At 46.4% G+C, this 14,825-nt stretch carries 11 protein-coding genes and 1 rRNA gene; 11 read left to right on the top strand and 1 reads right to left on the bottom strand.

Annotated elements, in window-relative coordinates; all coding sequences use genetic code 11:
- Positions 1-112 precede the first annotated feature (112 nt).
- The 10 genes from rrf (at position 113) to HMPREF9446_RS04435 (ending at position 12,976) form a co-directional block, all read left to right on the top strand.
- Positions 113-223: ribosomal RNA gene (rrf, locus tag HMPREF9446_RS04480) — 5S ribosomal RNA — on the top strand.
- 398 nt (positions 224-621) lie between these two features.
- Positions 622-1,212 carry a hypothetical protein gene (locus HMPREF9446_RS04475; RefSeq protein ID WP_009124239.1) on the top strand — a complete coding sequence of 197 codons (591 nt, stop codon included), beginning with the start codon at positions 622-624 and terminating at the stop codon, positions 1,210-1,212.
- A gap of 14 nt (positions 1,213-1,226) precedes the next feature.
- Positions 1,227-2,066: a DUF2764 family protein gene (locus HMPREF9446_RS04470; protein ID WP_009124238.1), complete on the top strand. Its 840-nt coding sequence runs from the start codon at positions 1,227-1,229 to the stop codon at positions 2,064-2,066.
- Between the two features lie 18 nt (positions 2,067-2,084).
- Positions 2,085-3,839: a V-type ATP synthase subunit A gene (locus HMPREF9446_RS04465; RefSeq protein WP_009124237.1), complete on the top strand. Its 1,755-nt coding sequence runs from the start codon at positions 2,085-2,087 to the stop codon at positions 3,837-3,839.
- A 139-nt stretch (positions 3,840-3,978) separates the two neighbouring features.
- Entirely contained in the window at positions 3,979-5,310 is a 1,332-nt protein-coding gene (locus HMPREF9446_RS04460) for a V-type ATP synthase subunit B (RefSeq protein ID WP_009124236.1), read from the top strand.
- Positions 5,311-5,482: 172 nt separating this feature from the next.
- Positions 5,483-6,085, top strand: a complete 603-nt coding sequence (locus tag HMPREF9446_RS04455) for a V-type ATP synthase subunit D (protein WP_009124234.1) — start codon at positions 5,483-5,485, stop codon at positions 6,083-6,085.
- Positions 6,082-7,908, top strand: coding sequence for a V-type ATP synthase subunit I (locus HMPREF9446_RS04450; RefSeq protein ID WP_009124233.1), 1,827 nt, complete (start codon positions 6,082-6,084; stop codon positions 7,906-7,908). The genes HMPREF9446_RS04455 and HMPREF9446_RS04450 overlap by 4 nt, the downstream gene beginning before the upstream one ends.
- Before the next feature lie 33 nt (positions 7,909-7,941).
- Positions 7,942-8,361: an ATPase gene (locus tag HMPREF9446_RS04445; protein ID WP_009124232.1), complete on the top strand. Its 420-nt coding sequence runs from the start codon at positions 7,942-7,944 to the stop codon at positions 8,359-8,361.
- 357 nt (positions 8,362-8,718) lie between these two features.
- Positions 8,719-10,380: a glycogen/starch synthase gene (locus HMPREF9446_RS04440; protein WP_039968563.1), complete on the top strand. Its 1,662-nt coding sequence runs from the start codon at positions 8,719-8,721 to the stop codon at positions 10,378-10,380.
- Positions 10,381-10,411: 31 nt separating this feature from the next.
- Complete coding sequence (locus HMPREF9446_RS04435; protein WP_009124230.1) at positions 10,412-12,976, top strand: glycosyltransferase family 1 protein; 2,565 nt, start codon at positions 10,412-10,414, stop codon at positions 12,974-12,976.
- A gap of 276 nt (positions 12,977-13,252) precedes the next feature.
- Here the strand turns inward: HMPREF9446_RS04435 and fldA are convergent, their stop codons facing one another.
- On the bottom strand, positions 13,253-13,759 hold the full coding sequence (gene fldA, locus HMPREF9446_RS04430) for a flavodoxin FldA (RefSeq protein WP_039968565.1): 507 nt from the start codon (positions 13,757-13,759) through the stop codon (positions 13,253-13,255).
- Positions 13,760-14,039: 280 nt separating this feature from the next.
- Here fldA and gpmA point away from each other — a divergent pair, with 280 nt between their 5' ends.
- Entirely contained in the window at positions 14,040-14,786 is a 747-nt protein-coding gene (gene gpmA, locus HMPREF9446_RS04420) for a 2,3-diphosphoglycerate-dependent phosphoglycerate mutase (protein WP_009124226.1), read from the top strand.
- Positions 14,787-14,825: the final 39 nt, after the last annotated feature.

Genomic DNA, 14,825 nt, shown 5'->3' with positions numbered 1-14,825 from the left:
ATTACTAATTGCCCGTCCACTTTTGGTCTTCCGACGTATGGGGATATATACGTTCAGCGCGCCGCGGCTTAGGCTGCGGTCCTCTTTACTTTTCACTTCATGTCAACCTTATTCAGGTGACTATAGCACCGGGGTTCCACCTCTTCCCATTCCGAACAGAGAAGTTAAGCCCGGTCACGCCGATGGTACTGCGTAACAGTGGGAGAGTAGGTAGTCGCCGTTTTCAGCAGGAGCCCCCGTGTCGGACAGACACGGGGGCTTTCTTGTTTGTATGCCCCGGAGAGCCTCCCGGATTGGGGGAGGATGCCCGGCTCCGGCTTTCGGGGATCATTATCTTATGGTGGACTGGAATAACTGTTTTTCGGTTTTTCTTTTTCCCTTTTCTTCTTCTTATTTTCCTGTTTCAATCTCTTTTGATATCCTTATTTGTTATCTTTCTGTTATCTTTATAGGACAAAAATGGTGTAAAACGCTTTTTTTTTGGAAAACTTGGAACTTTTATTTGTTTCTTTCTATTCAATATCAAATGTATTTTTGTAAATTTGGCGTGAATCTAATAAGGGAAGGAAAAAGTCACACAATTAATATTGTAATATAAATTATATAATAACTCCTGTAAATATGGAAAACAAGATTCAAGAGCTGACCGATAAAATCTACCGTGAAGGGGTGGAAAAAGGTAATGAAGAAGCCCGGAAAATTATTGCGGAAGCTCAGGAAAAAGCCAATAAAATTATAGAGGATGCACATAAGGAGGCTGACTCTATTGTGGCTACTGCTCGTAAGTCTGCCGGAGAGTTGGCAGAAAATACTAAATCAGAGTTAAAACTGTTTGCGGGGCAGGCTGTGAATGCCCTGAAATCTGAAATCGCTACTTTAGTGACTAACAAGATTGTGGATGAGGATGTAAAGGCATTTGCTGCCGATAAAAATTTCCTCAATGCTTTTATTGTAGCGTTGGCATCCAAGTGGAGTGTGGACGAGCCTATCGTTATCTCTACTGCCGATGCTGAAGGACTGAAAAAATATTTTGCAACTCAGGCAAAGGAATTGTTGGACAAGGGTGTGAAAATAGAACAAGTGAATGGTGTCAAGACGCTGTTCTCTGTTTCGCCTGCTGACGGTTCGTACAAAGTGAATTTTGGTGAAGAAGAGTTTATGAATTACTTCAAAGAATTCCTGCGTCCGCAATTAGTGGAAATGCTATTTTAAAACTTCCACTGGATATGAGCAAATATTATTACTTGGTAGCCGGTTTGCCGGAACTCACTTTAGAGGACAGTAAATTGAGCTATACGGTAGCTGATTTCAAGACGGAGTTGTATCCTGCCTTGTCGGAAGAAGATAAAAAGTTGATAGACTTGTTTTATCTTCAGTTTGACAATGCGAATGTCTTGAAGTTGTTGAAGGACAAAGATGCTGCTATTGATTCACGTGGAGTATATTCTGCAGAGGATTTAGCAGAATACATATTACTGTTGAAAGATGGTGGTGAGTTGGCCGACTCTGTATTTCCTTCTTACTTGTCTATTTTTATTTCCGAATATTTTAATGTTCCTGCAGAGGAAGATTTTTTGCATGAAGACCGTTTGGCAGCACTTTATTATGACTATGCGATGAAGTGCAAGAATAAATTCGTGTCTGCATGGTTCGGTTTCAATCTGACGATGAACAATATATTGGTCGCATTGACAGCACGGAAGTTCAAGATGGATATAGCTCCGCTTATAGTAGGTGATACGGAGGTGTGCGAAACCTTGCGTACATCCAGTGCCCGTGACTTTGGATTGGCGGGTGAAGTGGATATGCTGGAGTTGTTGGTGAAGATTAGCGAGACGGAGGAACTGGTGGAACGGGAGAAGAAAATAGACCAACTCCGTTGGAACTGGATGGAGGAAGCTACATTCTTCAATTATTTCACTATAGAGCGTCTTTTTGTCTTTCTGTTGCAACTGGAAATGATAGAACGTTGGATTTCATTGGATAAGGAAAAGGGCAATCAACTGTTCCGCAGTATCATAGCTGCATTGAAGGACGAGGTACAGATACCCGCAGAATTCAGATAAAATAAATTACAAAATTATATGGCAACAAAAGGAACTGTTAGTGGCGTAATAGCCAACATGGTAACCCTCGTCGTTGATGGACCAGTGTCGCAGAATGAGATTTGTTATATCTCGACTGGCGGAGACAAGTTGATGGCGGAGGTGATTAAGGTGGTAGGCACTCAGGTCTATGTGCAGGTGTTTGAAAGCACTCGTGGACTGAAAGTAGGGGCCGAAGCCGAGTTTACCGGACATATGCTTGAAGTGACTTTAGGTCCCGGTATGCTTTCGAAGAATTACGACGGTCTGCAAAATGACCTTGACAAGATGGATGGAGTATTCTTGAAGCGCGGACAATATACTTATCCGTTGGATAAGGAAAGTAAATGGCATTTTGTGCCTTTAGCTAAGGTGGGCGACAAGGTGGAAGCTGCCGCATGGCTTGGACAGGTGGATGAGAATTTCCAGCCGTTGAAGATAATGGTGCCTTTCCAGCAGAAGGGAGTATGTACCGTGAAGTCCATCGCAACAGAAGGTGACTATAGTATTGAAGATACCGTTGCTGTCTTGACAGATGAGGATGGTAATGATGTTTATGTAAATATGATTCAAAAGTGGCCTGTAAAGCGAGCCATGACTAATTATAAAGAAAAACCGCGTCCATTCAAATTGTTGGAGACAGGTGTACGTGTTATTGATACCGTGAATCCTATCGTAGAAGGTGGTACAGGATTTATTCCAGGACCGTTTGGTACAGGAAAGACGGTGCTTCAGCATGCTATCTCCAAACAAGCGGAAGCTGACATCGTAATTATTGCTGCTTGTGGTGAGCGTGCCAATGAGGTTGTGGAAATTTTTACGGAATTCCCCGAATTGGTTGACCCGCATACCGGGCGTAAGTTGATGGAGCGTACTATTATCATCGCCAATACCTCGAACATGCCGGTTGCCGCCCGTGAAGCATCCGTTTACACCGCCATGACCATTGCGGAATATTACCGTAGCATGGGTCTGAAGGTATTGCTGATGGCGGACTCCACTTCCCGTTGGGCACAGGCGTTGCGTGAGATGTCCAACCGTATGGAGGAATTGCCCGGACCGGATGCTTTTCCGATGGACTTGTCTTCTATCATTTCCAACTTTTACGGTCGTGCGGGATATGTGAAATTGAATAACGGTAAAACCGGTTCCATTACCTTTATAGGTACAGTGTCTCCTGCCGGTGGTAACTTGAAGGAGCCAGTAACCGAGAATACCAAGAAAGTGGCGCGTTGTTTCTATGCCCTTGAGCAGGACCGTGCGGATAAGAAGCGTTATCCTGCCGTCAACCCGATTGATTCTTATTCCAAATACATCGAGTATCCCGAATTTGAGGATTACATCACGACGCATATCAATGCAGAGTGGATTGGCAAGGTCAATGAAATCAAGACCCGCTTGCAGCGTGGTAAGGAAATTGCCGAACAAATCAATATTCTCGGTGATGACGGTGTACCTGTGGAATACCATGTGACTTTCTGGAAATCAGAACTGATCGACTTCGTTATCTTGCAGCAGGATGCATTCGACGAGATTGATGCCGTGACCCCGATGGAACGTCAGGAAGCGATCTTGAACATGGTGATTGACATCTGCCATACAGAGTTTGAATTCGATAATTTCAATGAGGTAATGGATTACTTCAAGAAGATGATTAACATCTGCAAGCAGATGAACTATTCGAAATTCAAGTCGGAAGAGTATGATAAATTCCGCAAGCAGTTGCAGGAGCTGATTGAAGAACGGAAAGCCTAAGGATTTACTATTTGACTATTTACAATTTACTATTTGCCTTGCGGATGCAGGTGTACGGAGGTTGTAGATAGGAAATAGTAAAACAGAAAGGCAGAGATTTGAATAGTAAATTGTAAATTGCTAAATTATAAATATATAGATGGCAACAAAAGCATTTCAAAAGATATATACCAAGATTACTCAGATTACGAAAGCCACGTGTTCGCTGAAGGCAACCGGGGTAGGGTATGACGAGTTGGCAACCGTGAACGGCAAGTTGGCCCAGGTGGTGAAGATTGCCGGTGACGACGTGACCCTGCAGGTATTTGAGGGTACCGAGGGTATTCCTACCAATGCAGAGGTAGTGTTCTTGGGCAAGGCGCCTACGATTAAAGTGAGCGACCAGCTTGCCGGACGTTTCTTCAACGCTTTCGGTGACCCGATTGACGGAGGTCCTGCTATTGAAGGTGAAGAAGTGGAGATTGGCGGCCCATCCGTGAATCCGGTGCGCCGTAAACAACCTTCGGAACTGATTGCAACGGGTATTGCGGGCATTGACCTGAACAATACGTTGGTGTCGGGGCAGAAGATTCCATTCTTTGCGGACCCTGACCAGCCGTTCAACCAGGTTATGGCAAACGTGGCGCTCCGTGCGGAGACTGACAAGATTATCCTTGGCGGTATGGGTATGACGAACGATGACTACCTGTATTTCAAGAATGTGTTCTCCAATGCAGGTGCACTCGACCGTATTGTCAGCTTCATGAATACTACTGAGAACCCCCCGGTGGAACGTCTGCTGATTCCGGATATGGCATTGACCGCAGCCGAGTATTTTGCGGTAAACAATAATGAAAAGGTACTGGTACTGTTGACGGATATGACTTCCTACGCCGATGCGTTGGCTATCGTGTCCAACCGTATGGATCAGATTCCGTCCAAGGACTCTATGCCGGGTTCTCTTTATTCGGACTTGGCGAAGATTTACGAGAAGGCGGTGCAGTTCCCAAGCGGTGGTTCCATTACGATTATTGCGGTGACTACGCTGTCTGGTGGAGACATTACACATGCTGTGCCCGATAATACAGGTTACATTACGGAAGGCCAGTTGTTCCTCCGTCGTGACAGTGACATCGGTAAGGTTATCGTTGACCCGTTCCGTTCATTGTCTCGTTTGAAACAGCTTGTTACGGGTAAGAAGACCCGTAAGGACCATCCGCAGGTGATGAATGCTGCCGTGCGTCTGTACGCCGATGCTGCCAATGCCAAGACCAAGCTTGAAAACGGCTTTGACTTGACGAACTATGATGAACGTACCCTTGCTTTTGCAAAGGACTACTCCAACCAACTGCTGGCTATCGACGTCAACCTAGATACCACAGAAATGCTCGATGTGGCATGGGGGTTGTTCGGTAAGTATTTCCGTCCGGAAGAGGTCAATATAAAGAAAGAGCTTGTGGATCAATATTGGCCGAGTGACGGGGCAAATTAAAGAATGAAAGAATTAAAGAATTATCAAGTTAAGACTAAGACAGATATTGTGACTGACGATATGCATGGCTCCATAAAGGCTGATAATGAGGAATTGAAGAAAATGCTGGTTTGCATTAGTAATACATCAATAAAGTCTGTTTAATTCTTTAATTATAAATTATTAATTTCGTATGATTAAGTTTCAATATAATAAAACTTCGCTCCAGCAACTTGAGAAGCAACTGAAGGTGCGCGTGCGTACACTCCCTATTATCAAGAACAAGGAGAGTGCCCTGCGTATGGAGGTGAAGCGTTGCAAGTCGGATGCTGCCGCACTGGATGCGAAGTTGGAAAAGGAAATCCAAGCTTACGAAGCCATGTTCGCCCTTTGGAATGAGTTTGATACCTCATTGATAAAGGTCAGCGATGTTCATCTCGGTGTGAAGAAGATTGCCGGAGTGAGAGTGCCGTTGCTCGAAAACGTAGATTTCGAAATACGCCCTTACAGTCTGTTCAATGCCCCCAAATGGTATGCAGACGGGTTGCATCTGCTCAAGTCGTTGGCACACACGGCCATTGAACGGGAATTTACCGTCGCCAAACTGAACTTGTTGGAACATGCGCGTAAAAAGACCACCCAGAAGGTGAATCTTTTTGAGAAAGTACAGATTCCGGGTTATCAGGATGCTCTGCGCAAAATCAAGCGGTTTATGGAAGACGAGGAGAACCTCTCCAAGTCATCGCAGAAGATCATGAAGTCCCATCAAGAGAAAAGGAAGGAGGCAGAAGCATGATTACAAAAATGAAGAAGCTCACGTTCCTGGTGTATCATAAGGAGTACGAGGCATTTTTGGAACAGGTTCGGGAGTTGGGTGTAGTGCACGTCGTAGAAAGACAGCGCGGCGAGATGGATGACACCTTGCTGCAGTTTATGCAGAAGCGTACGCTCTACAAGAACATGCTTCAGAATATGTACGTTCTGGCAGATAAACAGCCGGAGGAAAAGAGGTGCCAAGAGATGTCAGCCGATGCCTTGGTGAAGTCCTATGAAGATTTGCAGGCGCGGATACAGGACCTGAACCAACAGATTCCTGCCATTGACAAGGATGTGGCACAGATGGAAGTCTGGGGTGATTTTGACTGGAAAGCTGTCCGCAAGTTGGAAGATGCCGGTTGGTTCGTGCAATTCTATACTTGTTCGGAGAAAGATTATAACGTGGCATGGGCAGAGGACTACAACGCCATCGTGGTGAAAGAGAACGGCGGCCATCTTTATTTCGTGACCGTCACTCCCCAACCGGTAGAATTGGATGTGGAGCCGCTTCGCCTGCCTTCGTACAGTCTTTCCGAGCTGAATCGGAAGAAAGCCGGTACGGAAGAAGCCCTTGTACAGGCGCATGCGGAGTTGAAAGACTTCTGTAAGGCGAACTATCGTACGTTGGAGAAATGCAATCTTCAGCTTCAAGAAGAGATCGACTTGCTGAAAGTCAAGTTGAACAGCGAACAGATGGCTGAAGGCGCTGTAGTGCTGATGGAAGGCTGGATTCCCGAAGACTGCGAGGCGGATGTGAGGAAACTCCTTGATGAAAGCGGTATTTATTATGAGATAAGGGCTGCCAGGCGCGAGGACAATGCTCCCATCAAGCTGAAGAACAACGCCTATACCCGCATGTACGAAGTACTTACCAAGATGTACGGTATGCCCGACTATGCAGAGTTTGACCCTACGCCGATACTTGCACCGTTCTTCTCGCTCTTCTTTGCTTTCTGTATGGGAGATGCGGGCTATGGCTTGGTATTGATTGCACTCGGATTTGTTTTGAAAAAGAAGATGTCCAAGTCCATGAAGGGTATGATGAATCTGGTGATTACACTGGGTATATTTACGGCGGTCATCGGCGCCATACTGGGAACCTTCTTCGGTGTAAGCCTCTTCGATCTGGAGATACCCGCCAAACTGAAGGAATTCATGATTGTGGGCAAGATCGGTGAGACTACCTATGACAAGCAAATGCTGCTGGCATTGATTATCGGTGCGGTACACATTTGCATTGCCATGACGGTGAAGGCTGTCGGACAAACCGTGCGCTTCGGGTTCAAGGAATCGCTCAGCGCTTGGGGGTGGTTGCTGCTGGTGGTAGGATTCATCTGTACCGGCGGACTTTCCTTCTTTAAAATCATCTCAGAGGACGTTTCTACATGGGCATTCATCGTGATTGGCGGTATTTCCGCCATCGGTATCTACCTGCTGAACAATATCCATCGGAATGTACTGGTCAATATCGGTGCCGGAATATGGGATACCTATAACATGGCAACCGGACTGATGGGCGATATACTTTCCTACATCCGTCTCTATGCCCTCGGCTTGGCAGGTGGTATGCTCGGCGGCGTGTTCAACCAGCTTGCTTTCATGGTGAACGATGCGGCAGGTCCCGCCTTGGGCTGGCTGTTCTGTGGGTTGATATTGGTATTCGGGCATACGTTGAACATAGCCATGTCTTGTCTGAGTGCCTTTGTACATCCGCTTCGTCTGACATTTGTGGAATACTTCAAGAATTCCGGTTACGAAGGTAAGGGCGAAGCCTATAAACCTTTTACAATAGTAAAGAAATAAACAACTTAAAAAACAAATAAAAATAGAAACATTATGAATGAAATTTTAGGTTATCTCGGTCTGGGCCTGATGTTGGCCCTTGCAGGAATTGGCAGTTGCTTCGGTACAACAATCGCCGGTAGTGCGGCAGAAGGTGCGTTGAAGAAAGATCCTTCCAAGTCAGCAAGTTACATGATTTTGTCGGCGCTTCCGGCCACGCAAGGACTTTACGGTTTCGTAGCTTTCCTGATGTCCATGGGCAGAAATTTTGCAACAGACGGTCCTTTGATGCTGGGTATCGGACTGGGTGTCGGACTGGTATGTCTGTTCTCTGCTATCCGTCAGGGACAGATTTGCGCAAACGGTATTGTGGGTATTTCACAAGGACACGATGTGCAGACCAATACGATGATTTATGCGGCTCTTCCTGAGTTTTACGCTATTTTGGCGCTGGTAGCTGCATTGATGGTGTAGTACAGACATAAGTTATAATTTATAAGTTAGAGTCTGAAAGTTCCTCTATTTTGGCCTTAAGTTATCATATATAAGGTCAAAATAGAGGGACTTTTTCTGTTTATAGTTTCAACTTATAAGTTTTTTAATTCTCATATTCTATTTCAAGACAGCCTCATTCTTTGGGGGGAAGTTCCGGCAATTTCGGACAAAAGTGCACGGATGGGCAAGTCCACGGGCTTTTGGCTGCTAATCTATGATATTCCGCAAACGATTGTTTATGTATATTTCATTAGTTTTTTCGATTAAAGGGCTATTTTTCAAAGAATAATGTGTACTTTTGCAGCCATTATTAAGATAAAGAGATTACAACATCATATGGTTAAAGAACTACTTACCCCCGATTACATCTTCGAAGCAAGTTGGGAAGTATGTAATAAAGTAGGCGGTATTTACACGGTTTTGTCAACCAGGGCAAATACCTTACAGGCAAAATTTCGCGATAGACTATTTTTTATAGGGCCGGATTTCTGGCAAGGAAAAGAGAACCCTTTGTTCATCGAATCTGATAACCTCTGTGCTGCATGGAAAAAGCAGGCTGTCGAAAAAGATAATCTTTCTGTCCGTGTGGGCCGTTGGAACATTCCGGGTGAGCCTATCGTCATATTGGTTGATTTCCAACCTTTTTTTCAGCAAAAGAATGAAATTTATACGGAGATGTGGAACCACTATCAAGTGGATTCGCTGCATGCGTACGGTGATTATGATGAAGCATCCATGTTTGCGTACGCCACCGGAAAGGTGGTGGAGAGTTTCTATCGCTACAACTTGACGGAAACGGATAAGGTCATATTCCAGGCACACGAATGGATGACGGGTATGGCAGCACTCTATCTGCAGGCGGCAGTGCCGGAAATAGCCACTGTCTTCACTACGCATGCCACCTCCATAGGGCGTTCCATAGCAGGCAACAACAAGCCGCTGTATGACTATCTCTTCGCCTACAACGGTGATCAAATGGCACAGGAACTGAACATGGAATCCAAGCATTCCATTGAGAAGCAGACCGCCCATTATGTGGATTGTTTCACTACCGTAAGTGAGATTACGAACAACGAGTGCAAAGAGCTGCTCGACAAACCTGCGGACGTTGTCCTGATGAATGGGTTTGAAGATGATTTTGTGCCGAAGGGCGCTACCTTTACCGGTAAGCGCAAACGTGCGCGTGCCTTGTTGCTCCGTGTAGCGAATTGCCTGCTGGGTGAGGATTTGGGAGATGATACCATGATTGTCGGCACCAGCGGACGTTATGAGTTCAAGAACAAAGGCATTGATGTGTTTCTGGAGTCGCTGAACCGTTTGAATCGTGATAAAGACTTGAAAAAGAAAGTGCTGGCTTTCGTCAATGTGCCAGGTTGGGTGGGCGATCCCCGCGAGGATCTGCAGCAACGCCTCAAGAGCAAGGAGAAGTTTACCACTCCGCTGCCATGTCCCCTCATCACGCACTGGCTGCATAATATGACGCACGACCAGGTACTGGATATGTTGAAATATCTGGGTATGGGCAACCGTCCGGAAGATAAAGTGAAAGTGATTTTCGTGCCTTGTTATCAGGATGGTAAAGACGGTATCCTCAACAAGCATTATTATGATTTGATATTGGGAGAGGACCTCAGCGTCTATCCTTCTTATTATGAGCCGTGGGGATACACTCCTCTGGAAAGCGTGGCTTTCCGAGTGCCGACCATTACGACGGACCTTGCCGGCTTCGGCCTTTGGGTGAACAGCCTGAAGAACCAGCACGGCATTGATGACGGGGTGGAGGTGCTGCACCGTTCGGATTATAACTACTCCGAAGTGGCGGACGGCATCAAGGATACGATTGCGTTGTTCTCCACCAAAACGGAAGCGGAAGTGAAGGAAATCCGCAAGCGTGCCGGCATGGTGGCCGAACAAGCCTTGTGGAAGCATTTTATACAGTATTATTATGAGGCTTATGATGTTGCCCTGCGCAATGCCATGAAGCGTCAATTAGGTTAACGTAATTATTAATCAATCAAGTTATCATACAATGAAGATTCAAGTTAGTAATGTGAATACTCCTAACTGGAAAGATGTGAATGTGAAATCTCACATTCCCGCCGAATTGGAGAAGTTATCTGAACTGGCACGTAACATTTGGTGGGCGTGGAATTATGAAGCCACTGAGTTGTTCAGAGATCTTGATCCTACTCTCTGGAAAGAAGTAGGACAGAACCCCGTACTCTTGCTGGAACGTATGAGTTACGCCAAACTCGAGGCGCTCGCCAAAGATCAGGTGATCTTGCGCAGAATGGAAGCGGTGTACTCCAAGTTCCGTACCTACATGGACGTAAAGCCGGACAGCAACCGCCCGTCTGTTGCATATTTCAGTATGGAGTATGGTTTGACTCATGTATTAAAGATATACTCCGGTGGTCTGGGTGTACTGGCCGGTGACTATTTGAAAGAAGCTTCAGACAGCAACGTAGATTTGTGTGCAGTCGGTTTCTTGTATCGCTACGGCTATTTCACTCAAACTTTATCCATGGACGGACAGCAGATTGCCAACTACGAAGCACAGAACTTCGGCCAGTTGCCTCTTGACCGTGTGCTGGATGAAAACGGAAACCAGGTAGTAGTGGATGTTCCATATCTGGACTACTATGTACATGCACTGGTTTGGAGAGTGAACGTTGGCCGCGTATCGCTTTATCTGCTTGATACAGACAATGAGATGAACAGCGAGTTTGACCGCCCCATCACTCACCAGCTGTACGGCGGTGACTGGGAGAACCGTTTGAAACAAGAAATCCTGCTTGGTATCGGCGGTATCCTTACCTTGAAGAAATTGGGCGTCAAGAAGGATGTTTATCACTGCAACGAAGGACACGCGGCGCTGATCAACGTACAGCGTATCTGTGACTACGTAGCCGAAGGCTTATCTTATGAACAGGCTATCGAGCTGGTACGTGCTTCTTCACTCTATACAGTACACACTCCGGTTCCTGCCGGTCACGACTACTTCGACGAAGGCCTCTTCGGCAAGTATATGGGCGGTTATCCGTCAAGAATGGGCATCAGCTGGGATGACCTTATGGACCTTGGCCGTAACAACCCGGGCGACAAGGGCGAACGCTTCTGCATGTCCGTATTCGCTTGCAACACTTCTCAGGAAGTGAACGGTGTAAGCTGGTTGCACGGAAAGGTTTCACAGGAAATGTTCTCTTCTATATGGAAAGGATACTTCCCCGAAGAGAACCATGTAGGTTACGTAACTAACGGTGTGCACTTCCCCACTTGGAGCGCTACCGAATGGAAGCAATTGTATGCTGCCCATTTTGATGAAAACTTCTGGTTTGACCAGTCCAATCCCAAGATTTGGGAAGCTATCTATAATGTATCCGACGAGGAAATCTGGAAGACCCGTATGGCTATGAAGAACAAGTTGATCGACTATGTGCGCAAGCAATACCGTGAAACTTGGCTGAAGAACCAGGGTGATCCTTCCCGCATCGTTTCTTTGCTGGACAAGATTAACCCGAATGCCCTGCTGATTGGTTTCGGACGCCGTTTTGCCACTTACAAGCGTGCGCACTTGCTGTTCACTGACTTGGAACGTCTGGCAAAGATTGTCAACAACCCCGACTATCCGGTACAGTTCCTGTTTACCGGTAAGGCTCACCCGCATGATGGCGCAGGTCAGGGATTGATCAAGAGAATCATCGAGATTTCTCGCCGTCCTGAGTTCTTGGGCAAGATTATCTTCCTGGAGAATTACGATATGCAGTTGGCCCGCCGTCTGGTTTCGGGGGTAGATATCTGGTTGAATACTCCGACACGTCCGCTCGAAGCATCCGGTACGTCCGGTGAGAAGGCGCTGATGAACGGTGTCGTAAACTTCTCCGTACTCGATGGCTGGTGGTTGGAAGGCTACCGTGAAGGTGCGGGTTGGGCGTTGACCGAAAAACGTACTTACCAGAATCAGGAGCATCAAGACCAATTGGATGCGGCTACCATCTACAGTATTCTGGAGCAGGAAATTCTGCCGTTGTACTATGCGCGCAATAAGAAAGGCTATTCTGAAGGTTGGGTCAAGACCGTCAAAAACTCCATTGCCCAGATTGCACCCCATTATACAATGAAGCGCCAGTTGGATGATTATTACAACAAGTTCTACAACAAGGAAGCCAAACGTTTCAAAGTATTGGCTGCCGATAACTATGCCAAGGCGAAGGAAATTGCCGCATGGAAGGAAGAAGTTGCTTCCAAGTGGGACAGCATTGAAGTTGTATCGAACGACAAGAGCGAAGAAGTCGCTACCGGTTCTATCGAAAGCGGTAAGGAATACATCGTAACTTTCGTTATCGACGAAAAGGGTCTGAACGATGCCATCGGTCTGGAATTGGTAACTACCTACATCGCTCAAGACGGCAAACAGCACATCTACTCTGTAGAGCCGTTCAATGTTGTGAAGAAGGAAGGCAACCTCTATACTTTCCAAGTGAAGCATAAACTGGAAAATGCCGGTAGCTTCAAGGTATCCTACCGTATGTTCCCGAAGAGCGAGGATTTGCCTCACCGTCAGGACTTCTGCTACGTTCGTTGGTTCGTATAATCTATTCCTATAAAAACAGATGATGTGTTTCATCGAAACGCATCATCTGTTAAGGGCAAACGCATCATCTGTTTGATGCAAACAGATCATCTGTTTCGGGTAAACGGATGATCTGTTTTTTTTTGAGAAACGCTCTGATTTTACGCACTTGTCACACGCTTGTTCTTCCGTGCGCAATATCGTTCGCATTGCGCGCGAATATCATCCCCCAACATGGCCATATTTTGTCGGGGGATGATATCATCATAAACACATGCAAAAAAACGGGTTAAAAAATTAAATCTTGCTCTTCAGTTCCGCAGTCCAGGCATCAATGCGTCCGGCAGTCTTGTCACTTTCGTTCACTTCGTCCAGGGCAAGTCCTGCAAATGCACCGTCAACGACAGCGATGGAGGAAGAAAAGGAGTAGCCGTCTGTACCGACTTTGTTGCCCAGAAACGTACAGCCGCTATCTTTCAGTTCCTCATAAAGCACTCCGATGCCGTCACAAAAGGTATCGCCGTAAGAATCTGAGTCACCGCAGCCGAACAGAGCTACTGACTTGGAAGATAGATCGGCGCTTTTCAGCACTTTAACGCCGTCGTACCAGTCATCCTGCAACTCGCCGTCTCCCCACGTGGAAGTGCCCAAGACCAGCACATCGTACTCTTTTACTAAATCGGCATTCAGCTTGTCTGCGCTATATACATCAGATTTGGAAACACCCATCTTGTCGGCTATCTGTTGAGCCAATTCTTCACAGGTTCCGGTGCTGGAACCATAAAAAACACCTATCTTTTTCATTGCTTCTAACTGATTGATTTGTCTGCCGCAAAGTAAAGGCATTACAGGCAATGGTGAAATACCTACTTGTAGGGCTTTTGCCAATACCTCACTCCCTATTTGGAGTTAACCGGTTTGAGGGGGCGGCAACGTCCGGCTACCTATTAATGGGGATAATGAAATTCTTTTTCCAGCGCTTTCGCACGATGCCCGTGACGCGGTTTGCCGGTGTGCCTCGTTGCTACGTGAACAAGCGGAGGCAAGTAAGTGTTTCTATTGCAAACCAAAAGGAGATAATGAGATGAAAAGAATTGTTTTGCTCCGCCACGGCGAGAGCGTTTGGAATAAAGAAAACCGTTTTACGGGCTGGACGGACGTTGACTTGACGGAAAAAGGGATTGCCGAGGCCGTAAAGGCGGGTGAGCTGCTGAAGGAGAAAGGCTTTCATTTTGAGAAGGCTTACACGTCCTATCTGAAGCGTGCCGTGAAGACGTTGGACTGTGTGTTGGACCGTCTTGACCAGGATTGGATTCCGGTGGAGAAGTCCTGGCGGTTGAACGAAAAGCATTATGGACAGTTGCAGGGATTGAATAAGGCGGAGACAGCTGCCAGATATGGGGATGATCAAGTGCTGGTATGGCGCAGAAGCTATGATACCGCCCCTCATGCCTTGGCGGAGGATGACTTGCGCAACCCCCGTTTCGAGGATCGCTACCGGGAAGTGCCCGATGCGGAACTGCCCCGCACGGAATCTCTGAAGGATACGATTGAGCGCATTATGCCTTACTGGAAATGTGTCATTTTCCCGAATCTGAAAACGGCCGGTGAATTGTTGATAGTGGCCCACGGTAATAGCCTGCGAGGTATTATCAAACATCTGAAGCATATTTCCGACGATGAGATTGTTCATCTGAATCTGCCTACCGCCGTACCTTATGTCTTTGAGTTTGACGATGAACTGAATCTGACGGATGATTATTTTCTGGGTGATCCGGAGGAAATCAGAAAGCTGATGGAGGCAGTTGCCAACCAGGGAAAGAAGAAGTAAAGGGAAAACTTCCTTGACTCCTGTTGAAAACTTCTGTCT

It is taken from the genome of Bacteroides fluxus YIT 12057, assembly GCF_000195635.1.
Classification (GTDB): Bacteria; Bacteroidota; Bacteroidia; order Bacteroidales; family Bacteroidaceae; genus Bacteroides; species Bacteroides fluxus.
The sequence above is the reverse complement of the archived record's forward strand: the minus strand, read 5'-3'. Positions and strand labels throughout refer to the sequence as shown.